General features: G+C 53.3%; 23 protein-coding genes and 1 pseudogene. 7 read left to right on the top strand and 17 right to left on the bottom strand.

Annotated features, from left to right (window positions below):
- Positions 1-5 precede the first annotated feature (5 nt).
- Genes LOY68_RS10250 through LOY68_RS10260 form a run of 3 tightly spaced genes read left to right on the top strand, consistent with a single transcriptional unit; the run spans position 6 to position 3,504 of the window.
- Positions 6-671, top strand: a complete 666-nt coding sequence (locus LOY68_RS10250) for a YjbF family lipoprotein (RefSeq protein WP_054054209.1) — start codon at positions 6-8, stop codon at positions 669-671.
- On the top strand, positions 668-1,429 hold the full coding sequence (locus LOY68_RS10255; RefSeq protein WP_265044356.1) for a capsule biosynthesis GfcC family protein: 762 nt from the start codon (positions 668-670) through the stop codon (positions 1,427-1,429). Before LOY68_RS10250 ends, LOY68_RS10255 begins: the two co-directional genes overlap by 4 nt.
- Positions 1,426-3,504, top strand: coding sequence for a YjbH domain-containing protein (locus LOY68_RS10260; protein ID WP_265044357.1), 2,079 nt, complete (start codon positions 1,426-1,428; stop codon positions 3,502-3,504). The genes LOY68_RS10255 and LOY68_RS10260 overlap by 4 nt, the downstream gene beginning before the upstream one ends.
- A 331-nt stretch (positions 3,505-3,835) precedes the next feature.
- Here LOY68_RS10260 and LOY68_RS10265 read toward each other — a convergent pair whose 3' ends face one another.
- From LOY68_RS10265 to LOY68_RS10280, 4 genes are all read right to left on the bottom strand, one after another.
- A complete protein-coding gene (locus LOY68_RS10265; protein WP_054615588.1) occupies positions 3,836-5,230 on the bottom strand; it encodes an undecaprenyl-phosphate glucose phosphotransferase in 1,395 nt (464 codons plus the stop codon).
- Between the two features lie 324 nt (positions 5,231-5,554).
- Entirely contained in the window at positions 5,555-6,226 is a 672-nt protein-coding gene (locus tag LOY68_RS10270) for a winged helix-turn-helix domain-containing protein (RefSeq protein WP_265044359.1), read from the bottom strand.
- Positions 6,227-6,258: 32 nt separating this feature from the next.
- Positions 6,259-6,999 (bottom strand): EAL domain-containing protein, encoded by a 741-nt coding sequence (locus LOY68_RS10275; protein WP_265044361.1) that lies wholly within the window; start codon positions 6,997-6,999, stop codon positions 6,259-6,261.
- Positions 7,000-7,024: 25 nt separating this feature from the next.
- Positions 7,025-7,765 carry a winged helix-turn-helix domain-containing protein gene (locus LOY68_RS10280; RefSeq protein ID WP_163909278.1) on the bottom strand — a complete coding sequence of 247 codons (741 nt, stop codon included), beginning with the start codon at positions 7,763-7,765 and terminating at the stop codon, positions 7,025-7,027.
- A gap of 532 nt (positions 7,766-8,297) precedes the next feature.
- Here LOY68_RS10280 and LOY68_RS10285 point away from each other — a divergent pair.
- Entirely contained in the window at positions 8,298-9,131 is an 834-nt protein-coding gene (locus tag LOY68_RS10285) for an undecaprenyl-diphosphate phosphatase (protein ID WP_265044364.1), read from the top strand.
- Between the two features lie 23 nt (positions 9,132-9,154).
- On the opposite strand, the gene dusA is transcribed toward LOY68_RS10285, so the two are convergent.
- Entirely contained in the window at positions 9,155-10,165 is a 1,011-nt protein-coding gene (dusA, locus tag LOY68_RS10290) for a tRNA dihydrouridine(20/20a) synthase DusA (protein WP_265044366.1), read from the bottom strand.
- 102 nt (positions 10,166-10,267) lie between these two features.
- On the opposite strand from dusA, the pseudogene LOY68_RS10295 reads away from it, so the two are divergent.
- Positions 10,268-11,388 (top strand): annotated as a pseudogene (locus tag LOY68_RS10295) (tyrosine-type recombinase/integrase).
- Between the two features lies 1 nt (position 11,389).
- Here the strand turns inward: LOY68_RS10295 and LOY68_RS10300 are convergent.
- Together LOY68_RS10300 and LOY68_RS10305 are read right to left on the bottom strand one after the other, a co-directional pair.
- The gene (locus LOY68_RS10300; protein ID WP_054615583.1) at positions 11,390-11,665 is read right to left on the bottom strand and encodes a pyocin activator PrtN family protein; all 276 of its coding nucleotides are present in this window, start codon (positions 11,663-11,665) and stop codon (positions 11,390-11,392) included.
- Entirely contained in the window at positions 11,662-11,961 is a 300-nt protein-coding gene (locus tag LOY68_RS10305) for a hypothetical protein (RefSeq protein ID WP_265044370.1), read from the bottom strand. The genes LOY68_RS10300 and LOY68_RS10305 overlap by 4 nt, the downstream gene beginning before the upstream one ends.
- Before the next feature lie 23 nt (positions 11,962-11,984).
- On the opposite strand from LOY68_RS10305, the gene LOY68_RS10310 reads away from it, so the two are divergent.
- Both LOY68_RS10310 and LOY68_RS10315 read left to right on the top strand, forming a co-directional pair.
- Positions 11,985-12,599 (top strand): hypothetical protein, encoded by a 615-nt coding sequence (locus tag LOY68_RS10310; RefSeq protein ID WP_265044372.1) that lies wholly within the window; start codon positions 11,985-11,987, stop codon positions 12,597-12,599.
- Positions 12,584-13,561: a hypothetical protein gene (locus tag LOY68_RS10315; protein ID WP_265044374.1), complete on the top strand. Its 978-nt coding sequence runs from the start codon at positions 12,584-12,586 to the stop codon at positions 13,559-13,561. Before LOY68_RS10310 ends, LOY68_RS10315 begins: the two co-directional genes overlap by 16 nt.
- Before the next feature lie 5 nt (positions 13,562-13,566).
- Here the strand turns inward: LOY68_RS10315 and LOY68_RS10320 are convergent, their stop codons facing one another.
- The 10 genes from LOY68_RS10320 to LOY68_RS10365 all read right to left on the bottom strand — a co-directional run bounded on the left by LOY68_RS10320 (position 13,567) and on the right by LOY68_RS10365 (position 23,338).
- Entirely contained in the window at positions 13,567-14,886 is a 1,320-nt protein-coding gene (locus tag LOY68_RS10320; protein ID WP_265044376.1) for a hypothetical protein, read from the bottom strand.
- Positions 14,887-15,144: 258 nt separating this feature from the next.
- Positions 15,145-15,675 carry a 2OG-Fe(II) oxygenase gene (locus LOY68_RS10325; protein WP_265044377.1) on the bottom strand — a complete coding sequence of 177 codons (531 nt, stop codon included), beginning with the start codon at positions 15,673-15,675 and terminating at the stop codon, positions 15,145-15,147.
- Positions 15,672-15,920: a hypothetical protein gene (locus LOY68_RS10330; RefSeq protein ID WP_265044379.1), complete on the bottom strand. Its 249-nt coding sequence runs from the start codon at positions 15,918-15,920 to the stop codon at positions 15,672-15,674. The genes LOY68_RS10325 and LOY68_RS10330 overlap by 4 nt, the downstream gene beginning before the upstream one ends.
- Before the next feature lie 120 nt (positions 15,921-16,040).
- The gene (locus tag LOY68_RS10335) at positions 16,041-16,337 is read right to left on the bottom strand and encodes a hypothetical protein (protein ID WP_265044380.1); all 297 of its coding nucleotides are present in this window, start codon (positions 16,335-16,337) and stop codon (positions 16,041-16,043) included.
- Between the two features lie 13 nt (positions 16,338-16,350).
- The gene (locus LOY68_RS10340) at positions 16,351-16,599 is read right to left on the bottom strand and encodes a hypothetical protein (RefSeq protein WP_265044382.1); all 249 of its coding nucleotides are present in this window, start codon (positions 16,597-16,599) and stop codon (positions 16,351-16,353) included.
- A 1,197-nt stretch (positions 16,600-17,796) separates the two neighbouring features.
- Entirely contained in the window at positions 17,797-19,725 is a 1,929-nt protein-coding gene (locus tag LOY68_RS10345; protein ID WP_265044384.1) for a tetratricopeptide repeat protein, read from the bottom strand.
- A gap of 1,311 nt (positions 19,726-21,036) precedes the next feature.
- A complete protein-coding gene (locus LOY68_RS10350) occupies positions 21,037-21,255 on the bottom strand; it encodes a hypothetical protein (RefSeq protein WP_265044385.1) in 219 nt (72 codons plus the stop codon).
- Positions 21,256-21,444: 189 nt separating this feature from the next.
- Complete coding sequence (locus LOY68_RS10355) at positions 21,445-21,744, bottom strand: DUF3077 domain-containing protein (RefSeq protein WP_054054191.1); 300 nt, start codon at positions 21,742-21,744, stop codon at positions 21,445-21,447.
- A 519-nt stretch (positions 21,745-22,263) separates the two neighbouring features.
- Entirely contained in the window at positions 22,264-22,620 is a 357-nt protein-coding gene (locus tag LOY68_RS10360) for a hypothetical protein (protein WP_265044388.1), read from the bottom strand.
- Positions 22,621-22,633: 13 nt separating this feature from the next.
- Complete coding sequence (locus LOY68_RS10365) at positions 22,634-23,338, bottom strand: murein L,D-transpeptidase catalytic domain family protein (protein ID WP_163909283.1); 705 nt, start codon at positions 23,336-23,338, stop codon at positions 22,634-22,636.
- Position 23,339 lies beyond the last annotated feature (1 nt).

The raw sequence follows: 23,339 nt of genomic DNA on the forward strand, positions 1-23,339 counted from the left end.
GGTCTGTGAAAACGTTGAATGTTGGCGTCGGCTTGATAGCGGCCGTGTTGTTGTGTGGCTGTAACCCGCTGATGACCGCGTCCTTGAGCAACTTCAAGGCGGCGGTGGTCGGCCCCGATGAGTTGGAAGTCACGCAAGCTGAAGTGGCCCGGGTCGAGTTTCCCCAGCTCACCCTGACCACGCCGTCCGGCTCCGGGGTGTTGGCGATGGTGCGTGAGCGCGGCGACCTGCAGTTCTGGGTCGCGTCCGGCAAACAGGTGTTGCTGCTGCGCGATGGACTCGCGGTGCGCAGCATCGGCCTGGGCGTCGAAGGCGATCTCGACGGCACGCGGCTGTCTGCCACTTCGCCGTTCAAGCAAGGCCTGCACACGCTGCCGGATGGCTACACCAGCCAGCGCTGGATCGATCTGTATCGAGGCAGCGAAACGGGCGTGATCCTGAACAGTCGCTTCTCGCGAAAATCCATGGAAACCCTCGACATCCTCAACAAGGAATACGCCGTGCTACGTGTCGATGAACAGATTGACGCCCCGGCCATTGGCCTGCGTGCGACCAATCGTTATTGGGTCGATCCGGTTGACGGTTTCATCTTGAAGAGTGAGCAACAACTGACCACGCGCCTGCGGGTCAAGATCGTGCAACTGACCCCAGAACGCAGGTTTGCCCGTTGAAGCGGCTGCGGTTTTTGTCGGCGTGCCTGCTGTTGATTTCCAGCGTGAGCCAGGCGGCGGTCACCGTTACCGGTGATGTGCAAATCCCGGGACCGGTGGACCTGCCACCCGGTGGACGATTGTCGGACGTGATCAGCGTCGCCGTGCCCAATGCCGAGAGCTACTGGCTGGCGGCGGCGTTGCTGCGTCAGTCGTTGCAGGAAGAACAGGCCCGGCTCAAGACCGGGGTGCTGTTCGATTTGCAGGTGTTGCAGCGTGAAGCCTTGATCTTCGACAGGCCCGGCCGGGCAGCACTGGCGACGCGTCTGTACGAGCAAGTCAGCGCCATGCCGGTGACCGGGCGCCAGGTCACGGTGTTGGACCCGGTGGCGATCGAAGTCGGGTTCGCGCCTAACGTTCGTCTGGGCGACGGCGATCGCCTGATCTATCCGTTGCGCGTCGATGAAGTTGAAGTGCTCGGCGCTGTCGTCGCGCCGTGCCGGTTGCCGCATGTCGTCGGGCAGGAGGCCCGGGATTACCTGCAATCCTGCACAGCCCTGGACGATGCCGAAGCCGATTACCTGTGGCTGATCCAGCCTAACGGCGTCACCCGCCAGGTCGGCATCGCGCCGTGGAATCGTGAGCGCGGGCAGGTGCCTGCCGCTGGCAGCAAGATCCTGGTGCCGGTCAAGAACAATGATCTAGATCCGCCTATCCCTGAACTGAATCAGCAGTTGGCCGAATTTCTTGCCACGCAATTGGCTGAGGTGGTTCATTGAATTTACGTTTTGCAGCAGTGTTGTTATTGCCCTGTGGCCTGGTGCATGCCGAACCGCGCCTTACCCAGAATGATTTCGGCGGCGTCGGCTTGTGGCAGACGCCGACCGCGCGGATGTCCCCGGCCGGCGAGTTGAGCGTCAACGCCAACCGCACCGAGCCCTATAGCCGCTACAGCGTGGCGCTACAGCCGTTCGATTGGCTGGAAGGCGCGTTTCGCTACACCGCCATCACCAACCGCCCTTACGGCCCCGAATCGTTGAGCGGCAACCAGAGCTACAAGGATAAGGCGGTCGATCTCAAAGTCCGGCTATGGCAGGAAACCCACTGGGCACCTGACGTGGCGCTGGGCTTCCGAGACATCGGCGGTACGGGCCTGTTCTCCAGTGAATTCCTGGTGGCCAACAAGCGTTATGACGATTTTGATTTCAGTGCCGGGATTGCCTGGGGTTACCTAGGCAATCGCGGCGACTTCGACAACCCGGCAGGCTGGCTCGATGATCGCTTCAAGACTCGGCCGAACATGGAAGGCACTGGCGACGTCAACGCAGGCGCCTATTTTCGTGGCAAGCCTTCGCTGTTTGGCGGCGTGACCTACCAGACACCCTGGGACCGGCTCAGCCTTAAACTCGAGTACGAAGGCAACGACTATAAACACGAGCCCAAGGACAACGTGATCCAGCAGGATTCACCGATCAACCTCGGTGCGGTGTTCAAGGTCACCGATTCGCTGGACGTGAGCGCGGCGTGGGAACGGGGCAACACCGCGATGTTCGGCCTGACGTTTCATACCAACTTCGTCAGCCGCAAGGCTCCAGCCAAGAGCTTCGATCCGCCGGCAGAACCGTTGCCGGCCAAGGCTCCGACCGTTGCGATGGATCAGGTCAACTGGCCCGAGGTGTCCCGGCGCTTGCAGCAAAATGCCGGCTACAAGGTCGAGCGCATCAGCCAGCGCGGGTCCGAGTTGATCGTCTACGGCGAGCAGGGCCGCTATTTCCATTCGGCCAAAGCGGTCGGGCGTGCCAGCCGGATTCTGGACAACAGCGTCAACGCCGATATCGACTGGTTCACTCTGGTGAACAAGCGCTACGACTTGCCGCTGGAAGAAACCAGCGTGCCTCGAAAGACCTTTCGCGAAGTGCTCAATAACGAGGAACCGCTGCAAGCGTTGCACCGCACCACCGAGATCAACCCGGCGATGCCGCACAACGAAAAGACCCTCTACACCGAAGCCCGCGACCCCTTCAGCTACGGCGCCGGGCTGGGCTTCAAGCAGAACGTCGGCGGCCCTGATGGTTTCTTCTATCAGTTCAGTGCCGATGCGGACGCCGAGTACCGTTTCAACCGCAACACCTGGTGGAGCGGCCTGATCAGCGCCAATCTGCTGAACAACTTTGATGGCTTCAAATACGATGCACCCAGTGGCTTGCCACGAGTGCGCACGGACTTGCGTCAGTACCTGACCACGTCCGAAGTCACCATGCCGCTGTTCCAGGTCAGCCACGCCGAGCAACTGGACAAAGACCTGTATGGCATGGTCTACGGCGGTTATCTGGAGTCAATGTTTGCCGGCGTCGGCGGCGAAGTGCTGTTTCGCCCGACGGGCCAGCGCTGGTCGGTCGGTGCGGATTTGAACTACGTGCGTCAGCGCGAATTCGACCAGGGTTTTGGCCTGCGAGACTACTCGGTTGTCACCGGGCATATCACCGGCTATACCGATTTACCCTACGACACACTGGCGGCGGTTAGCGTCGGACGTTACCTGGCGGGGGATTGGGGCACCACGATCGATCTCTCGCGGGAATTCTCCAACGGCGTGCGCTTTGGCGCCTGGGCGACGATCACCACCGCCACCGGCGCTGAATATGGCGAGGGTAGTTTTGATAAGGGCCTGTACCTTTCCATTCCGTTCGATGAATTGATGAGCATGTCCACGATGCGCCGCGCCAACCTCGTGTGGTCGCCACTGACCCGTGACGGTGGCGCACGGCTCAATCGCAGCTTCCAGTTGCACTCAATGACCGACAGCCGCGACAACGACATGTTCTACCGCAACTTCGAGAAGATCACCGAGTAACGATCATCGCTGGACCCTGTGGGAGCGGGCTTGCTCGCGAAGGCGGTGTGTCAGCCAGCATAAGTGTTGACTGACCCACCGCTTTCGCGAGCAAGCCCGCTCCCACATTCGTTCGGGTGGGCCCGGTCTTTCTGAACGACCTAAAACCCCTGTGGGAGCGAGCTTGCTCGCGAAGAGGCCGTGTCAGTCGACATATAGATTGACTGACACACCGCTTTCGCGAGCAAGCTCGCTCCCACAGGGATTTGTGGATAGGCGACCGGCGAATCCCAGCCACAAAAAAGGGGACTTTCGTCCCCTTGTGGTGATGCTGTTTTCGACCGTTACGCCATCAATAGATGTCCTTCGAGAGCAAGGTAAAGGGTGTCTTCACCAGGATCTTCAGGTCCAGCCACAACGACCAGTTATTGATGTACTTGAGGTCGATCTCTACACGTTTCTGCATCTTGTCGATGGTGTCCGTCTCGCCACGGCAACCGTTGATTTGCGCGAGCCCGGTAATCCCCGGCTTGATTCGGTGACGAGCCATGTAGGCCAGAATCTTCCCCGAATAGTAGTTGTTGTGGGCGACGGCGTGAGGCCGTGGACCGACCAGGGCCATGTGCCCTTGCAGCACGTTGAACAGTTGCGGCAACTCATCCAGCGAAGTGCGGCGGATAAAGCGGCCGACGGCGGTAATGCGCGAATCGTTGCGGCTGGCCTGTTTCACTTCATGGTCGTCGTGGACGCGCATCGAGCGAAACTTCCAGACCTGAATCACCTTGCCGTTCCAGCCATGGCGGTCCTGCTTGAAGAACACCGGGCCGGGCGAACTGAGCTTCACGGCCAAGGCAAGCGCCGCCAGAACCGGGCTCAGCAGAATGATTGCCAGCAGCGCCACGGCTTTTTCCACCAGGCTCTTGCTCAGCGCGGCGGTGGGCTGGCTGGTCAATGGGCTTTCATTCAGATAGATCGCGGGTAGACCGTCCACGACCCGCACCGAGTGATTGAGCAGCGTCAGGCTGTTCAAGTCCGGCACCCAGACCACGTCGACATTGGCACCCAGCAAATCGACATACATGGCTTCGATTTTTGCCGCTTCGCTCAGCGGCAGGGTGATGTACAAGCGTCGGATGTCATGGAAGCTGATCAGCTCCAGAAGATCCTCCTGCACACCGACGATGTGCGGGGCATCCGGCTCCAACGGGGCAACGGCGCCGTTGCTGACCAGACCCACCAACGGCAGGTTCTCGACGCTGCTCAACTTCTTGGCCAGGCCCAACGCCAGTTCGCCAGTGCCGACGATCAGGGTCCGATGCTCGCTTTTGCGTGAGCGCTGATAGTACTTGGAGAACCCGTGCAACGGCGCGTACAGCAGCGCCTGCCCGAGGAAGCCGTATACCGCCCAACTGAGAATCACCTGCCGCGAAAACAGCTCATCGGCCTTGCAGATAAAAGCCATGCAGGCCAGTGCCGCCATGGTCATGGACCAGCCCATGAACAGGCGACCCAACCCCGTCAGATAGCTGTCTCTTTTGCGGTAGACGCCACTGAACGTGTAGGCCGGCACCGAGGCCAGTACGCTCAATGCCGCGCACACCCGGTAATAGAACTCCACCGCTCCGGTATGCTGCTCGGCGAGTACAAACAGCAATGTAACGACAAAGCCCTGCGCCAGCGCCCATTGGCCCCAAAAGGTAAGTCCCTTGAGGCCGGTATTTCGATTGATACGAAGTGTAAGATCCATGCGATATCCCCAAAATACGTCCATTCAGGTATCGACAGTTGAACCGCGAGTTGTTTAAGCAGGATTGTTATTGCTTTAACTAATGCCCTGAGACTAACAACGCCGAGAGGTCGAACTGTCGTCAGTCAATAGATTAAGTTATAGATGGGGAGGGCTGTCTGACGAGTTCTAACAAGATGGCAAAGTGCCAACTTTTGAGGTGGAAAGTACTGAGTGTTAGAAAAGGTCGAAATTCAGGAGGGAGGTATCTGGAGCGAGGGCGTCACAAACAAAGTGCACTTTTTATTATTGTAATAGCACTGTCACATGTTTGTACAAAGTGGATCAGGCGTGGTGCGCTTCCGAGACAACTTCCTGGATAAGGCAATAACCTCGATTTCTCACTGCCCGAAATAATCGCTCACCTTTGCTGGCGCTTTTGAACTTGTCCTGCAATCGACTCAAGCACATTTCCAGGCCGCGATACTGCTCCGGTTCCCGACCGATACTTAGAATCAGATCATCCCGACTGACGACACGATCTTCATGATGGAGCATCTTCTTGACGAGGGCCGCTTCGAGTCCAGTAAGGGCGATCTCGACGTTCTCTTTGACCAGCACACTTTGATCATCGTCGAGTTGCCAGGCTTCGCTGTAAACGTCGTTGTCCTCGGTTTCCCGGGGTGTTTCACCGCGTTCAGCTTGATTGGGCAGCACAACGGGACGCGCCCCGGATTGCGCCGCCAACCATTCCGCCTCTAGGGTCGCGAGTATGTTCTGGGTCTCATGTTCAATCGTGTGGGCGACATTTTTCCTTGTCCCACTGGGGTAGGTGAACTCCATCAGCACAGGTGCGGAAGAGGGCGGGGCAACACCTTCGATAAACATTTGTGCCTGGGATGTACCAAACGAGTTGAAACGCTCGCTGGACAGTATGGTCTCGAGCTCACGCTGGGAACTTATGCTGTGAGTCACGACAACAAAATATTTTCTGGGGAGGGTTGTACTTATTTCCACGTCGCTCTCCTAAAGTAGTCGCCAAAGTTTTGTTAAAGATGATCGGCAGGGGAGTAATAGCTCCCTTGAAAATAATCAAAGGGCAGCGCCCGGGCCAATGAATGGCTCTCGATATGCTCTACTCGATCGGCAATAAACGAAATCTTGTTGTGGTGGGTCAGTGTCACCATGTGGTCATGGAGTCGATTGAAAAACTCAGGATCACTATTGAGTTTCAAACGCTGGCCCAAGGATGAAATCGATACCTTGATGTAGTTGAACAGGTTCAGAGTATTGAAGCGTGTTAGTGCTTCCCTTTGGATGTTGTAGTCATCCAACGCGATTTCTATACCATGATCTTTCAAGTGATACATATGATAAATAATGTTTTTTTTATATTTGGAATCCACTTCCCAGAATGCACGCCCCTTGAGTGACACGACCAGCGTGTGGCCGAAATCGCGCAGGTTGTTGCCAGACTGGATCAGCTCGTTGGTCAGCGCAAAGCTGGCAAGGCCCGGTTCAGTAAGACTGAGGAGTGTACGGTTCAGATATTTTTCCGGTCTGTGCAAGCGGCGATCCTTCAGGGAGTAGGGCTCCCGGCGCAAGTGCGCCGACGGTTCATTGCAGCGCTCACACAATTGGCCCGCCTGCGTCGTGCACGACGACGTAGCGGGAAGAGGGCCGGTGCTTATCTCACTGGCAAAGGGGCGATCATCACGTGACAGGATCAGTTGCCGGGTGAGATAGCGATACGGGGCCTTTGCGGGGGAAATACCTCCAGTCGCATTCATGCAACAACTCCTTTCCATAGGTAAATCAGGCGGTCGAGATCAGACCCCTCATCAAACGGTATCCATACCCGCGAATGCTTTGAATCGCATTGGTGCCATACATGCCTTTGATTTTTCCGCGAAGACGACTGATGGACTTCTCCAAAGCCCTGGGGTCGTAGAAATTAGTGTTCAGCCCCATGATTCGGGCGATTTCATCGTGACTTAATATGTGGTTACTGGTTTGCGCAAATGCCTCCAGAATTTTCATTTCTGCAAACGAAATCTCCAGCTTCTTGCGGGTGCCCATCAGGCATATGCGCGTGGGGTCCAACACCAGATTGACGTCCCGTTGCCACTCTTCACTGTTGAAGAATTCGGACAGAAACGCAGTGCTTTCGTCGGACAATGTATTGATCTTGATACAGCAGTCGGCGCCAGCAAGATAAAACTTCATCTTGTTATAGGTGCCGCGTCCCGTGATAACGGCACATATGAGTGGGTTCAAGTTGGTAGAACGAAGATTTTCCACCAGTGCCAGGCTCTCATCGAGTGCATGAGGGCTGTCAATAATGATGAAGATAGCCCGATACAAATCCGGGTGTTCATTCTTCTTATGTAAATTAGTGTAAGCGCTAGCATCAAGAGCTATATCGGATTGCACGTGCCTTGCGACTAACGCTCTAAAATTTTCAGCCACGCTGCGGGTACGACCCAAGGTGAGAACACCGGGTTCCTCATTTGTCGCGCGCTGGCTTCTAGTCGCTAATTTCCCTGTAAGCATCATGCTTTTTGACTCGAATGGGTGCTGACATCAGGATGTTAAAGCACCGGTTCTCATCTGTGACTGACAATTGGTAACATTCAAAACGCATTTTCAGGCGTTGCGAGCGAGTTTTCTAACATAAACAATCTTTTAATTGCTTCTTGCGATCAGCTGAACTAACGAAATGGCGTCTCAGCGTGATGGCCATATGCAATAGTGCCACTATTTTTAGCCGATGGCGATTCGTTTTTGCCTCTAAAAGGCCATCACGGTATAGAGTGGTGATTGCGGGGGATTAGTCCTTAAATAAGATGAATATGTGTGCTGCATCACGTTTTGCTCGTGGCGGGATTCTTCTCTCTATACCGACGGTTCCGATAGTCCGTTAGCCGGACGATTACTAACAATACTTGAGGCGGTGGTTTGATAAGACCTATTATTCGCCGAGGCTTTTAATTATTGAGTAGGCGTTAAGTGTGAGTCTGCTGCGTAGTTATTTAATAACTAGATACGGTTAATGGGCGTTCAACAAGAATAGCCTGGCGGAGGATTGATGGAGTTTTGGACGTTTATACAAGTACTGGTGTTGGGCGCAGTAGAGGGGCTGACAGAGTTCTTGCCTATTTCCAGTACGGGCCACCAGATTATTGTTGCAGACCTGTTGGGCTTTGGTGGTGAACGCGCCATGGCGTTTAATATCATTATTCAGCTGGGCGCCATTCTGGCCGTGGTCTGGGAGTTTCGTCCAAAAATATTCGAGATTGTCAAAGGCCTGCCAACCCAACTTAAGGCGCAACGTTTTACGTTGAACCTGTTAATCGGTTTTCTTCCAGCGGTTATTCTAGGTGTACTGTTTGCCGATAACATTCATGAGTACCTGTTCAATCCAATTACCGTCGCTGTCGCTTTGGTCGTGGGCGGAGTCGTCATGTTGTGGGCGGAGCGGCGCGAGCACGTGGTGCACGTCGAGCATGTGGATGACATGCGCTGGCCGGATGCGTTGAAGGTAGGTTTCGCGCAGTGCCTGGCGATGATCCCGGGGACGTCCCGATCAGGCTCGACCATCATCGGCGGATTGCTGTTTGGACTGTCGCGCAAGGCCGCGACCGAGTACTCGTTTTTTCTGGCGATGCCCACGATGGTCGGCGCCGCCGTGTATTCCGGCTACAAGTACCGCGACCTGTTCCAGGCCAGCGACCTGCCGGTATTTGCCTTGGGTTTTGTCACTGCGTTCATCTTCGCGATGATCGCCGTGCGTGGCTTGCTCAAGTTCATCGCCAGCCACAGCTACGCGGTGTTCGCCTGGTACCGGATTGGCTTCGGCTTATTGATTCTGGCGACCTGGCTATTCGGCTGGGTGAACTGGACGGCAGCCGCAGCCGCCTGACCGTCCTTAATAGAAGAGAGGGGTTAGCGCCCCTCAAGCAACTCCGCCGCCTGATCCAGCAGCACCAAAGGCTCTTTCGCCTTGTGGATATCCACCGACAACAACTGCCGAAACTTGCGCGCCCCCGGAAACCCGGTGCCCAGCCCCAGCACATGCCGGGTGATATGGTGCATCGAACCGCCGGTATCAATGTGCGCCGCAATATAAGGCCGCAACTGCGCCAGCGCCTCGGCCCGAGTAATCACCGGCGCCGTGCTGCCGAACAACTGCTGATCCACCTCAGCCATCACATAAGGATTGTGATACGCCTCGCGACCCAGCATCACACCGTCGAACGTCTGCAAATGCTCGTGGCAAGCCTCCAGCGTCTTGATCCCGCCGTTGAGAATAATCTCCAGCTCCGGAAAATCCTTCTTCAACTGCGCCGCCACGTCATACCGCAGCGGCGGAATGTCCCGATTCTCCTTCGGCGACAACCCCTCCAGAATCGCAATCCGCGCATGCACCGTAAAACTCGTGCACCCCGCATCCCGAACCGTACCGACGAAATCACACAACTGCTCGTAACTGTCCCGCCCGTTAATCCCGATCCGATGCTTCACCGTCACCGGAATCGACACCGCATCGCGCATCGCCTTCACACAATCCGCCACCAACTGCGGATGCCCCATCAACACCGCACCGATCATATTGTTCTGAACACGATCGCTTGGGCAGCCGACGTTCAGGTTCACCTCGTCATAACCGTGCTCCTGCGCCATGCGTGCGCAAGCGGCCAGGTCGAGCGGAACACTGCCGCCGAGTTGCAGGGCGAGCGGGTGTTCGGCTTCGTTGTGACGGAGGAAACGGTCGTGATCGCCGTTAAGGAGCGCGCCAGTGGTGACCATCTCGGTGTAGAGGAGGGCGTGTTTGGATAGGAGGCGTAGGAAGAAACGGCAGTGGCGGTCGGTCCAATCCATCATCGGGGCGACGCTGAAGCGGCGAGACAGCGCAGAGCTTGTGTTCTGTGGGTTAGTGACTGTTTTAGCTAGCATTTTACTCTGCGCATTCTGGGCCGTTTTTAGGCGTTTTCAGACGTTTTTTAAGGCCGGTGGTAAAAATGTACCACTCACTTTCTCATTTGTACCACTGGAACGTTGGCAACCATTAAAGCAAGAAAGTGGCCGACGGATCGGTCAGTTATACGGTCCAGATCCGCCTTAAAAACAAAGGGGGGATAGTCTACCAAGAGTGCCAGACCTTCGCCCGGAAACAGGCTGCAGTGGCATGGGCTCGAAAACGCGAAACGGAGTTGGCTGAGCCCGGTGCGATTGAACGGGCAAACCGCAAGTGCGCGACGGTCAAGGAGATGATCGAGTGTTATTTGACTGAGATGGAGAAGGTCCGGCCTTTGGGTAAGACCAAGCTCGCCACGCTTAAGGCTATCAGCGAATCGTACCTGGGCAAATTGAATGACCAGGACATCAACAGCCAGGTGCTGGTGGAGTACGCGCTGTGGCGCATGGGTGAAGAGGACGGGAGCGTACAGCCGCAGACGGCAGGTAATGATCTGGCGCACCTGGGTGCGGTGCTGTCGATCGCTCGGCCCGCCTGTTATGCGGTCGATCCGCACGCAATGACGGATGCCCGGCGAGTCTTGAAAAAGCTGGGGTACAACATGAAAAGTCGCGAGCGCGACCGGCGTCCCATTTTGGATGAACTCGACAAGCTACTCACGCACTTCCAGGGCATCCAAAAGCGTCGCCCGACGTCGATCAACATGCTCAAGATGACTGGATTCGCGTTGTTCTCAACACGCAGCCAAGAGGAAATTACGCGGATCCAGTGGACGGATCTCGATGAGGTGGGTCAGCGGATACTGGTGCGTGACATGAAAAACCCTGGCCAGAAGATCGGCAATGACGTTTGGTGCCATTTACCGCCGGAAGCCTGGGCGATTCTTCAAACCATGCCGAAAGTGCTGCCGGAGATATTTCCGTACAGTGCCGAGTCGGTATCCACGTCATGGACCAGGGCTTGTCAGATACTTGGTATCGAGAATCTGCACTTTCATGATCTGCGCCACGACGGCGTGAGCCGGTTGTTCGAAATGGACTGGGACATTCCCCGGGTAGCGAGTGTATCGGGGCATCGCGATTGGAACTCGATGCGGCGTTACACCCACCTACGCGGACGCGGTGACGCCTACGAAAGCTGGAAATGGTTCGAGAAGATCCTACAGGCGCCCGTAAAGTTGGGCGCCAGGACACTAAGGTGAATTAGCTACTGCGTGGCGCGCTGTTCAGCTGATTGTTTTCTTTGACGGCGGCAGCGCGCTGAGCATCCAGGTATTCGGAAAGGTCAGTAATGTGAATGCCCTTTGCGCTCTTCTGACTTGATTCCATACGCGTAATGGGAATTTTGATTTGTCCAGCCCCGACCTTGCGCTGAAACATGTCCGTGGTGAGATGAGTGAAGTAATCCTGACAGACTCGCTCTAAGGGAATAACCACTTGACCGTTATATTGGGCCATGAGGACAAATAACGTTTTCATAGTGTTGCTCCTACAAGTGTGAAAGCCTGAACAGTCGTGTCCTGCTTAGTCGATGAATGGCCTGCTAACAGCTGAGCTACAACGGCGCATTCGGCCGCATCAATGTCGCCAAGCTCCTTGGCAAAGCCGGTGAGGCATTCAAGGCGGATCAGTGCATCGTCGGTTTTCCGTACCTGGTATTCGAACAACGCCGTGCCGACGATCCGAACAGCCATCAGATGCCGGGTGGACTGGGCGTCAATGTTGGTCAATGTGTTAGCCTTCGAATCACTGCTGCTTAGGTGCTGTGCTTGCATGGTGTTGCCCTCAGTGGTGGTTGATGTCGGGGAGGGCCAACTCCTCGACATCGCTTCTTTTTCTTTCAGTCCTGACGGGCCAGGTGGATATCGGCTACAACGAAGCGGTGCTACAGCGTCATTTCATCGGCTACGTAGAGCGTTGCACCGCCACCAACGGCATCGAGCAAATGGTGCTGTGTCGCGAGTTAGCCGCGGTGCTGGCCAACCCGTTGCTCATGAACTTGCGTCATGTGGATCTACGCGCCGTGCTGGCCGATATCGGCAGCAAGACCGGCCTGCGCTTTCGGGTTCCGGATCAGGTCTATACGCGGGTCAAGACGCCGTTTTTCTACAACCTGGCCGCTGGTTACCAGGCGATGGACAGCATGGCGCGGGTGTTCGGTATCAAAGATTTTATCTGGCAGCAACAGGGTGACGGCGAGATCTACGTCGGCGCCTGGGCTGACAGTTTCTTCGGCGCTCGATCGCCGCTACAACTACCAGTCAACCTATTCGATGGTTACCAGGGCAGCCAGAGCGCGATGATCGCCGCCTTGCCAGGCCTGCGACCAGGCGTATCAATCAACCAGGGCGAACGGATCACGAACGTGACGTTGGCCGGCACACAGATGGCCATCAAATGGACGACGCAATAAAGCGCAGTGTAGAACGCCAATTTCCCGAACTCACCGGCGGCTATCACTTGCCGCGTTTCGCCAAGGTGGTGGCCGTGGCCGACGCACCGGCGAATGCTGGGCTGTGTGACGACTTCCGACCGCGCTACTCGGTTGACCTGCAGGTACTTCGACCCGACGGCGAGCCCGATCCCGACCTACCGACGCTGTCGGGCGTGCCGCTGCCCATGCCGGTAGGTGGTGACGAAATGGGCTTCTTTGCGTTTCCGGAGGAGGGCACCAGCGTGGTGGTGTGTTTCGCTTATGGCTTACCGAACAAGCCATATATCCAGACCATCTTGCCGCACGGACTGACGTTGCCCAAGGTGCCGAAAGGTGACCAGGTGTGGCAGCACAGCGACGCCGTGCAACAACGGGTGGACGCCGACGGTAACTGGCTGCGCCAGACAGACGGAAAGATCCAGGACAAGGCGATCGAGCGCGAAGTGGAAGCCTTGGACAATACCGAGCGCTTCCAGACCCACACCAGGACAGTGGACGACCATTCAACCGAGTCTGTGGGTGGCGTCAAGAAGATAGAGGCGCTGGGAGCACTCAAGTTGCTGTCGGCTGGTTCGGCTAGCCTGGCGGCAGTAGACGATCTGCACCAGGCCACTGGCCGGGATTTGAACCTGGTGGTTGGACAGAAGCACAACGCCACGGTGGGTGGCGACATGCAGGAGAAGATTCAGGGCCTGCGCAAGAGCGTGGCTGGGATCAGCCAGCAGTTACTGGCACCAAAAAACTGGATCGGTTCCGAAAGTGTGAATCTGTTCCAGGTGGTGTGCGACATGCTGGATCTTCTGCAGCAAATGAACACACAGCTCGCAGCACATACCCACCTTCCAGGGCCGACTCCGGCCCCGGCAGATACCGCCGCGTTTAAAATCAACGCGACGCAATTTCAGTTATTAAATTTAAAACTAAGGATGATCACCATTTAAATATACTATTTGAAATTTAGTTCGGATGATGCATCTATTGTTATGGATATAGTTCGTCTGTCTGATATTTCGCCGGTTGAGGTGACGAATGCGTGGTAAGTAAGCGAAGTGTTTTTATTGTCTAACTTTAATATTTGTTTTCCGGAGATTGTTGGGGATTTTTCATCGTCCCCATAAATTGCGGAACTGAATACCATTTCGGCAAAACCTTCGATCTCGATAACTTCGGTTACGTAAAAGTGGCGTGCGTCCTTTTGACATAGCCCTTTTATTTTCATTGATATGCTTAGCTCTACTTTCGGCTTCCTAATAAAAGGGAGATGCTCACTCAACTCTTTAAGTTTGAAAAATTCCGTTTGATCAAGGACTAGGATATCGCTATTCAATAGGATGTTCGTAGAGAATGAATGTGTTTCTTTTTCGATGGAAGGTGTAAGTGTGAACTCTCCTATGTCTAGGATGGCATTGTATGTGGCAGAAATTCCTGTGTCGTAAAATTGTCGCGAACTTTCGTGTGAGTTTCGATACGCATCGAGTTCTTGATTTACCCAGCCGCTCAACATAATTCTTGGCATGTAAGGTGGGGCGCCGGATTTTCCGCTATCTACAATTTCAATTCTTTGAAATAGGTCTGCAACCGAGATGCTTTTGAAATTCTTGATCGCTTCCCTTAGTAATGTGGAGTACTTGTGCTGCAAGTGATTGATCGCCTCTTCGGCGTCGGGGAAAACGCTCTGAAGACTTTCGATTATATTAGCTTCTGCGTTATAAAAATGTTCCATTCCTTTAATGGCTATGTGGGGCAAGTAATTGCCATTTTGTAGGTGTGCACCATAAAGTGATTTCAGTAATGAAATCGCTGCTGGGATCACGTTCCCTAAGTTTTTTACAATTAATTCAGGGTCTGTGTCTATTGCAAAGTGCTGAAGTTGATTGCGGTATTTATTTATTTCTTTGAAAGAGTTTATTAGCTGGCCGTACTCTTTTCTTGATATGGCATCGCCGAATAATGCTTGTATTCTGGTCAGTGCTTCTATTACGTTAATTGTCTTGGTTTTTTCGTCATCGAATAAGTGATGGTTGTTGCTCTCATGATATTTTTGATAGCATTGAATAACCTTTGAAATCTTTGCTTCGTCTTCGAAAAGGAAAACAGGATTAGCTTGAAATAATATATCTTTGAATAAGGCCTCAAGTCCGTGGTGGATTTTTATAACGACCTCTTTCATTAAGTATGGGTTTTTTTCACCGTTTTCATAATCATGAAAGCAACTTAAGCCCTGGGCTAGAGAGTGTATGCCGTTGTTGTAGAGGCTAATTAGCATAATTGCATGTCCTAGTGGGTGGGCTGCGATTAAACTGTTTTGTTTGGCTCGCGTCATGGTTTGGAGTAGACTTTAGTCGAAACCAATAGAATAGCGAGGCCCTGATGAGGGCAATGATTATCCCTCTACATCACTAGGACTGATCATAAACGCAGCCGTCGATATGTTCGACGCCAATCAAAAAACCTGTCACCGCCATCCCAGGCTAGTGTTGCATCCAACAACGGCGGTAACGGATCCGTATCAAGCGGCCTCCGGTCATCCTTTCGTTTTATTGATCAGCTTCGTGCCTCGCCCTACTCGCAGTACCTTCGAAATCGCGTTGCGCAGATTGTTGTCCACGATCCCTAGTAGACGACGCCCTGGTTCTTCCGGACGGCCGCTGAACGACGTCACGTGGAAGTACTCATGATCGTCAGGTGAAGTCTCTGAAAAATAATAATTGGAGACGCAGCACCGAGGCTTCTCAGCGAGAACCCCACTCACTGAATGCCAGGAGTACTTGTTCGTGTCCATCACCATCAGGCGATTGAACAGAGAGGCGATTGTTTTCTGCTTTTTCACGTCGTGGTCCCACAGCTCAAAGTTGCCGCCGTTTTCCACGGCCCAGTTCGGGGACACGTAGTACAGCAGGTTCAAGCGGCGATACAGATTGCGCGCGCCATCGTGACTGTTGTCGATGAGTGGATTGAGAAAGTCGTCTTTGAACATCATCGACAGACCGCCCGCATAGAGGCTAGGGTCCGGAACGATATCGTGCATTCCAACCAATTGAGCGACCTTGTTCACCACCGAGTGGTGCTGCATCGCGTAATGATGGCGCTGAGGATCTGCGGATAGTCGGATAGATCCGTGAGTGTTTTTTTCTTCTCCCGGAACGATTGCCTGTCGAAGAACGCGTCTGCATTGCGTGGAAACGCATCGTAGATGTTCTGGGCCATCTCGGCCATGAGTAGGCCGTCTACGACGAAGTGGCGCGTGTGGGTGCCCTCGGGGTTATTCCATTGCTGTTGAATATCGGCGCTGATCGTCAAGTCGGTTGACGATCAGCGCTGCGATTTGGGTGACTTCCATTTGAGATCCTTGGCCTGGTGGCATTTCGCGACCAGCATTCTCCCCGAAACGAATCGCTGTATCAAAGTCGAAACATTTCGTTACCCCTCACAACACCACCAAGATTGCGCGAAGGCGCAGCCATCGATGTACTCAATGCCGCTTAGAACAAATCCTGTCACTGCCATCCCGGCAAGGGTTGCATCGAGCAACGGCGGTAAGGGGTCAGGATCGAGGGGCATACCCACGTCAACGCGGGCCATGTTGGTGGCCCGACCCAACTGGGCGCACACGGTTGAATTCACCATGACATTGCCTCGAATCGCCGGGTAACGACCCCGCTCTTTGACATCGAGCGCAATACCGCGCAACCGCATAGGTGTGACAAGTAAATGCATACACGGCCCCTTATTAGTCGGTCTTGATGCCGAGCAGTGATTCCATGGCGTAGGCAAGCGCCGCATCTGCGAATTCCAACAAGTCGCTGAGATCATCGGCATCGATCAGCTGTTCCTGGTGCAAGACCCTGGCTTGCCTGAGCAACGCCTTGTGGTGAGCTCCAGGCATAGCCAGCAATGAAACTTCATCGCGCAGCATTGTTTGCCAATGCGTCAGCGCCGAAGACTTCGCCGCTTCCATTCCACCGTAACCGCTGTTCATGCGTCACCCCTGCAAAATCAAATTAACTGTATGCATGAACAGTATTTCGATTCGGCTTCTAGTCGCACCGAAAGGCCGACTGATGGCAAGGACGCAAGTGATTGGAAAAATCCCATCGCCAAGAAAAAAACTCACGAAAAAGCACTTATCCCCCTCCCGCCGACGGGCTTTGCATCCCTTTTTTTTGCAAACCCCGGTGGTGATGTAAACGATGCCCCCGCCAAGGCCCGCTATGGGGTCTGTGCTGTGTTTGGCAATTGCACGCTGTGCAAGGTTCTGCAAAGAAGTGAGGGCGTTTCGCGACGGTCTCAGGGCAGGAGATCGATAGCAGTTTTCTGAGGGCCACGGTTTACAAGGGGAGGGCCTTTGAAAACAGATGTTTTGCTGATTTTTCATTTTCTAATGACTCGCACCAGGTGAGCTATCGACGTCAACCAGGAAAAACGTCGATATGCCTGAAAGCCCCGGTCCGTCTGGCTTCTCGATCACATAGTCAATTGCACGGATGACCACTACTGACCCGTATCTGTGCGGCGATTTGGAGGACTTAAAAAACATCTGTTGGGGAAAAGTACAGTCTGTTTTTCAGGAACTGCGTAGGGAAGGGTAATTTTGGTAAGCGAGGCCAAGGAGTGGCTTGGAATCCCTTACAGGCCCCGGCTTTCACTCATTAACCTGATAGGTAATATTCGGTAAGGCTGGAGGTGATATTTCACCAAGCGTCTGATTTATTTGGTTTTTATAAGGTGGTATTACTGAGTGAAGATGTAATTTTTTAACTTCTCTGTTACTCAACTATTACCATTTGAAGGCTTTCTGTAAGTGATTGATTGCATTGGTCTTTCAGGATGATAAAAAGGAAATTATCAAATTTTCTTTTCCACGGGGCAACTGAAAAAGGAGGCTTGCAAGGTAAGGGGATGCTGACCGGCGCTTCCACGCAAACTGACTAACTGTCACCAAAACTGGCACCAGTCTCACCTCACGCTACCTTGATACCGCTGGAGGACTTGATAGTAGTGGAGCGGTGAAGGGAATTGAACCCTCGTTATCGCTTGGGAAGCAGATAACGAGAGAGGTGAGGGAGAAAAATTGCTAGTTGCTGCCGAAATTTTTATCTTGATAAAAACATATCAACACCGGCTTTGGATCCTTACTTGATAGCCCTTCTATTAAGTCTTGCAATGACTGGGCTGGCTACATTGGACTCTTCCGGTGGTTTTCTAAAAATGAGGCATAGTTTCTTTTGTTACTCGCGTGATCGGCGTCGAGTTCGATAGCTTTCTCGTACATTTTTTCGGCAGCGTCATAGTCGCCACGTTGATCTTCCAGGAAGTTTGCGTAGTTACCTACATTGTTTGCATTTTGGGGGTCAAGCTCAAGCGCTTTCTTGTACAACTTCTCTGCCGCATCATAGTCCTTGCGCTGGTCCGCTAGAAAATTTGCGTAACAGCCAATGTAGTCAGCATGTGACGGGTCTAGCTCGATTGCTCTCTTGTACAATTCCTCTGCCGCATTGTAATCGCCGCGTTGATCTGAAAGATAGTTGGCGTAGCTGCTAGTGTAGCCGGCATTAGAAGGGTCGAGCTCCAGAGTTCGTTTATACATGGTTTCTGCTGTATCGTATTCTTTGAGTTGAGATTTCAAAAATATTGCATAATTTCCGAAGTTGTTTACATTTTTTGGATCGAGTTCTATAGCCTTTTTATACAGCTCGTCAGCCTTGCCAAAGTTGTTTCTTATGTCGGCCTGAAACGTTGCGTAGTTTCCGATATTGGCTGAATTATTTGGGTCTAGCTCGAGTGATTTTTTGTAAAAGCTCTCGGCTGCATCGTAATTGTTGCGCTGATGTGCCAAGAAACTTGCGTAGTTACCAACGTACGTTGGGTCTAATGGATCGAGCTCCATCGCCTTCAGGTACATCGTCTCGGCGGCGTCATAGTCCTTTAATGAGTTCTTCAAGAATATTGCATAGTTACCCGCGAGTTCCGGGCTGTTCGGAAAGCGCTTGATGCCTTGCAGATAGATGCGATTGCGCTTTTCAAAGTCCGTCTCGGCTTTGGCTCTGATTTCCCATGCCCACCAGCTCTGTCCAGAGCGCACCGACTGTGTCAACACCTCTCCTGCACGTTGTTCAGCTGGCGATCCGGTTAAGGAATCTTCGCTGAGTTTACTTGCTTGATCACGATAACGGACTGCTCTTTCTTGACCTAATTTTGCAGTCCGTTCGGCGATCGCTGCCACATCGAAGTCTGTTACTAATTTTGCAGCAAGTTGCAGCATGAATTGGTCGAAACCCGGGATTTTGACAAGAAGACCGCGATGTTTGCTCAATACGCCTAATGCCTTTTCTGGCGGAGGGGAGCCATCGCGATAACACCAGATCATGCGCCCAGCGATATCTCCTTCCTCCAGACCCATGAGCATGTCCATGAGGCTGCCGTCATTTCCACCGTACCCCACGACTACCGGCGTAAAATATTGAAATAGCTTTTTCAAAGCAATTTTCCAGCCTTGCTCCATTGTGGAAACCCCGGCCGGGTCATTAATGGGGTGCAGATACAGGTCACGATGGATTTTGGCAACTAGGGGGCGACGCATTTGGGGCCGCACAAATCCAGCTAACGACTCATGGGCGACAACTAGAGGAGACTGGTGCGCATGCATTGCCAGTGCATCAGCTACCAAGTTGTCAAAGTTGGTGGTGACTACAACTTTATGACGAGTGTGTTGAATGATCTCTGCAAGCAGCGAATAACCTAAGCTAGGTGACTTTCCTTCCATAGCGGCTTCTAGCTCGGCGTAACCGGCCTCTCGGTCGCCTTCAAATCTGCGTTCGAAGATTTGAGGGTAATGCTGGGCTGCCGTTTGCCAATTCAGTTCACCAACACCAACACCGCACCCAGCAATCCATTGATGCAAAGAACGGCCGTCCGCACACTCGCGTAGGTGCAAGTCCGTCAGCCATTTCCGGGCTAGATCCTGACCTGTGGGAATGCCTGAGGTGAATGACGCTCCAGCACCGAGAATGAATGCAAATTGTCGGTCCTTCATCGTGTGGTGGATGTGCTTCATCTCCTCCAAAACACCTTCCAGCGTCCATTCTGCAACTGCCAACTCACCCATATTCCGTATTTCCTTATCAAATGATGATGGTGCATTGAGGGGTTTGGTGCCACGTTGGGCGCGTTTTTGGCGCGATGCTCAACCGGGATCGTATCGACTCCGTTCGAGAAAGCGCTAAGGATAGCAGTGGCAAATGCCCGAGAGTGGAGTCGAAGGAAGCTACTTAATTCTAGGTACCATGATCGCAGCTGCCAGGGTTAACTGATTTTCTGAGATCTTTTCAAGGACTATCGGGAGCGAATACTCGCTGGATATGACTTCAACTCCAATCGGAAAATTGAACGCATAACAGCATGGCCGGAAGGGCAATTTCGGGTCGAGGGCGGGGAAAGGGTAATTTTGGTAAGGCGATGCGGAGAAGGGGCTGTAGCCCTTATAAACCGTAGCTTTGGCGTATTACCTCAAAGGGTAATATTTGGTAAGGCTGGAGGTAATATTTTGCCAAGTGACTGATTTTAAAGGGTTTTGTAAAGCGGGGGATTACTAGGGTCAAAGGTAATGTTCTAACCTATTCCTTACCCTATTATTACTTTTGTATAAGTTACTTAAGTTATTGAATTTATTGAGTTATTTTGCCATGTAAAAAGAGAATTACCAAAATTACCTTTTTCCCATGGGTCAACCTAAAACCGGGTATTGCAGGGAGAAAGGGGAGCTTGGCCGACGCTTCCAAGCAATTTGTGTAACTGTCACCAATCCCGCCTAACGCTACCTCGATACTGCTGGAGGCCTTGAAAATAGTGGGAGCGGGTGAAGGGGAGCGAACCCTCGGTATCAGCTTGGGAAGCTTCCGACAGCGTGAAAGTACGGCAGCGATAGTGCTCGTGATTGGAGCTGAAAACGGTTGCTTAAATTTTGCTACAACGGGCGGAAGGAAGAAGTAGGCGGGATGGAAGCAACTGTTGGTGGTACGGAAGTGGTACGGGCGGTTCGGAGCAGGTATATGGGCCATTGTTTATTAGGGTGGGGCGATTAGTAAGTCCGATCCATCATCGGGGCGACGGAGAACCGCCGCGACGGCGCAGAGCTTGTGTTTACTGGGGCTGTAGCGAGATTCTGTATCATTTTGCTCTACGTGTTTGAGGCTGATTTTGGGCGGGGAACCGATGTTTTTGCGGCGCCGGTACGATGTACCTATTCATTTCTAAATTTTACCAAATTGACCACGGCCACGATCAGTACAAGGAAACGCGCTGGCGACAGTGCCAATCAGTACTGCATAACTACGCGTGTATCGTGGTGGTGCCCAAGTTTACCAAGTCAGCCAATCCTTAGCCCCAAGCAAATAAACCTACCTCCGTTCTTTCCGGTTCAGTTCGCACCCAATTTAAATTTGATGTTGTTGGACGGCCACCAGGACCAAGATGGCGGCGGGGTGTAGCAGCCCGGTTGGTTGGCCGGTGTCGCATCGCAGCGAACGGTGTAACCCTTGTTGTTGATTTCCCTTCCGCCTTCGCCGGTGCCGCGTTCACTGTAAGAGGAGCAGCCGCCGAGTAAAGCGGTAGTCAAAAGGATCGTTGCATATTTCATAAGTGCTTCCATGCGTGGAACAGATGGCTTAAGCATTGAATCCCGCCGTGCGCAGGGTTTGTTCGTATCGAGGAAAATGCTGAATACAACTCAGGAGGGCCTGAAGGACAGGATTTCCTTTTTGCATACCTTCGTACAATCAGGATCGAACGCCCCGATTACTCGGGGCGAATATAAGAATGGTTCTTGCTATTTAGCTGTTTTCTTTACCGAAAGGTTAGGTCGCGGTGAAACAGCTTTCATCACATCATCAATGATCGCCTTACCCATCGCCGTTAGATAGTGCGCGGCCCAGGCGTGACGGTCGGTGTCTCTTTCGAACGCGGCGTCCTGCGCAAGCGCCTTGGCCAGGGATAGCAAGTCAGACGCTTTTAACAATGCTTCGCTGACCGGTACATCCGCACTGACGTGGAACATTGCCAGTTCTGAATCTGGGCAGTAAATGCAGGGGGTAAAGCCGAGGGTTTTAATTTCTGTGGGATCGGTCATATTTCACCTCCTGCGCGGGCGAGGCAGCAAGAGACGTCTAGCGAAGGGGTATTACGCGACGCGGAATTACGTTGAAGGGGAAGGCTGAGTTGATACGGATTTGCGCTGTGCATTGTCGAACTCCTTGACATAAGGAGCTGCCACTTTCGTTACCAAGCGAAAGGGTGGCAGCTATGCGCAGGTTGGTAAACCGGGAGTCAAGGAAACCGGCACGCCCGAGGGCGTCCCACGCACAGCCGCCATAACACAAATTCGTAGGCGTAAGCCGCAAGGAATTGTGATTGGACCGCCGTTGCGTAACTCGTCGGGTTACCAAGCCCGGTCGCTGATGTGCAGCGACGTCAGGAGAGTATCCGTCGAAGATATGGCCAACAAGGAGTGCGCCAGCCGGAAGGCACAGTAAACGCACCCTCTTACGCAACTCTCGGATTTTGCCTACAACTTCATCGAGAGTCACTGGATATTCCGAAAGTCGGAATAGAGGAGGAAGCATCCAAGCGTATAGATCTCACCTGGAACTCATAAATTTTTCAGGATTTCCTTCCAGATATATCCATAGCTATAACGCAACCAAGCGATTTTCAGCCTATCAATGATGCGCTGAACCGTACTCGTCTCTCGAGCGCTCAACGCCTTCTCGATTTCACTCAGTAGAGATTCATCTTCAAAGCCAGTCCAGATCGGTGGGACAGCGGCCTCCAGATTCCAGAAGCAAACCGGTGCGACTTCCATATAGAGGATGTCTTCCACGATTTTTAAGTCATAGGGCCGAATTTGCTCAGCCATGTAGGCGTAATCAACCCAGCTGTCTACAAACGCTTCTGCCAGAGCTATGCGTACCCGATTTTTATGTTCCAGAGTCAAATCCATAGACATGTGGCCCGCCCGCTCACCGAGTAGTCTTCACCCCAGAAACCCCCGCCATCGTCCCACTCCCACAATTCACAAACGAAGAAGTCTTCAACCACCGCTGATCCGGGTAATACGAAAACAACAACTGCCCATCCTTCATCGAATCAATCAACCGATGCGCAATCGCCGGCCGTACCGCCGGGCATCCCAGGCTACGACCAATCCGCCCATTAATCTTTGCCAGTTTCGGGCTGACATACGGCGCGCCGTGAATCACGATCGCTCGATCAAACGCATTGTCGTTAAACCCGGGTTCTAACCCTTCCATGCGCAGCGAATAGCCGTTTTGCCCGACATAACTGGACTGGGTGCGGTATAAGCCAAGGCTGGTGGCGAAGCTTTCGTTTTGGTTGGAGAAGTTGACGGCCATGTTTTCGCCGCTGTTGCGGCCATGGGCGACGAGTTCATGAAACAGCAATTTGCGCTTCTTTAAATCGAACACCCACAGGCGCTGTTCGGTCGAAGGCAGTGAGTAATCGATGACGGCGAGCCGTTGTACTGGGGCCGAGCCTTGGGCGATTCGACATTGTGAGGCGCGAACGGCCAGACCAATGACGTTGGCGTTAGCACCGGGGGCCGCTTTGGCGAGGGCGGCGGCGAGAGAATCGGCGTAGGCTAGCGGTATTGACGTTGCCGTCAGCAGCAGGGCCGAGCATAGAAAGCCAAAGCGGTTTAGCGCCATA

The sequence above is a fragment of the Pseudomonas sp. B21-053 genome (assembly GCF_026016365.1).
GTDB classification, from domain to species: Bacteria; Pseudomonadota; Gammaproteobacteria; order Pseudomonadales; family Pseudomonadaceae; genus Aquipseudomonas; species Aquipseudomonas nunensis.

Excerpts from the sequence above, each read along its gene's own strand:
- LOY68_RS10280 (WP_163909278.1), bottom strand. The coding sequence starts at position 7,765 with ATGATGCTTACAGGGAAATTAGCGACTAGAAGCCAGCGCGCGACAAAT.
- LOY68_RS10345 (WP_265044384.1), bottom strand. The coding sequence starts at position 19,725 with ATGGGTGAGTTGGCAGTTGCAGAATGGACGCTGGAAGGTGTTTTGGAG.
- LOY68_RS10285 (WP_265044364.1), top strand. The coding sequence starts at position 8,298 with ATGGAGTTTTGGACGTTTATACAAGTACTGGTGTTGGGCGCAGTAGAG.
- LOY68_RS10265 (WP_054615588.1), bottom strand. The coding sequence starts at position 5,230 with ATGGATCTTACACTTCGTATCAATCGAAATACCGGCCTCAAGGGACTT.
- LOY68_RS10360 (WP_265044388.1), bottom strand. The coding sequence starts at position 22,620 with ATGTCTATGGATTTGACTCTGGAACATAAAAATCGGGTACGCATAGCT.
- LOY68_RS10340 (WP_265044382.1), bottom strand. The coding sequence starts at position 16,599 with ATGAACAGCGGTTACGGTGGAATGGAAGCGGCGAAGTCTTCGGCGCTG.
- LOY68_RS10335 (WP_265044380.1), bottom strand. The coding sequence starts at position 16,337 with ATGCATTTACTTGTCACACCTATGCGGTTGCGCGGTATTGCGCTCGAT.
- LOY68_RS10355 (WP_054054191.1), bottom strand. The coding sequence starts at position 21,744 with ATGACCGATCCCACAGAAATTAAAACCCTCGGCTTTACCCCCTGCATT.
- LOY68_RS10350 (WP_265044385.1), bottom strand. The coding sequence starts at position 21,255 with ATGAAATATGCAACGATCCTTTTGACTACCGCTTTACTCGGCGGCTGC.
- LOY68_RS10275 (WP_265044361.1), bottom strand. The coding sequence starts at position 6,999 with ATGAATGCGACTGGAGGTATTTCCCCCGCAAAGGCCCCGTATCGCTAT.
- LOY68_RS10320 (WP_265044376.1), bottom strand. The coding sequence starts at position 14,886 with ATGCTAATTAGCCTCTACAACAACGGCATACACTCTCTAGCCCAGGGC.
- LOY68_RS10315 (WP_265044374.1), top strand. The coding sequence starts at position 12,584 with ATGGACGACGCAATAAAGCGCAGTGTAGAACGCCAATTTCCCGAACTC.
- LOY68_RS10310 (WP_265044372.1), top strand. The coding sequence starts at position 11,985 with ATGTCGGGGAGGGCCAACTCCTCGACATCGCTTCTTTTTCTTTCAGTC.
- dusA (WP_265044366.1), bottom strand. The coding sequence starts at position 10,165 with ATGCTAGCTAAAACAGTCACTAACCCACAGAACACAAGCTCTGCGCTG.
- LOY68_RS10365 (WP_163909283.1), bottom strand. The coding sequence starts at position 23,338 with ATGGCGCTAAACCGCTTTGGCTTTCTATGCTCGGCCCTGCTGCTGACG.
- LOY68_RS10300 (WP_054615583.1), bottom strand. The coding sequence starts at position 11,665 with ATGAAAACGTTATTTGTCCTCATGGCCCAATATAACGGTCAAGTGGTT.
- LOY68_RS10305 (WP_265044370.1), bottom strand. The coding sequence starts at position 11,961 with ATGCAAGCACAGCACCTAAGCAGCAGTGATTCGAAGGCTAACACATTG.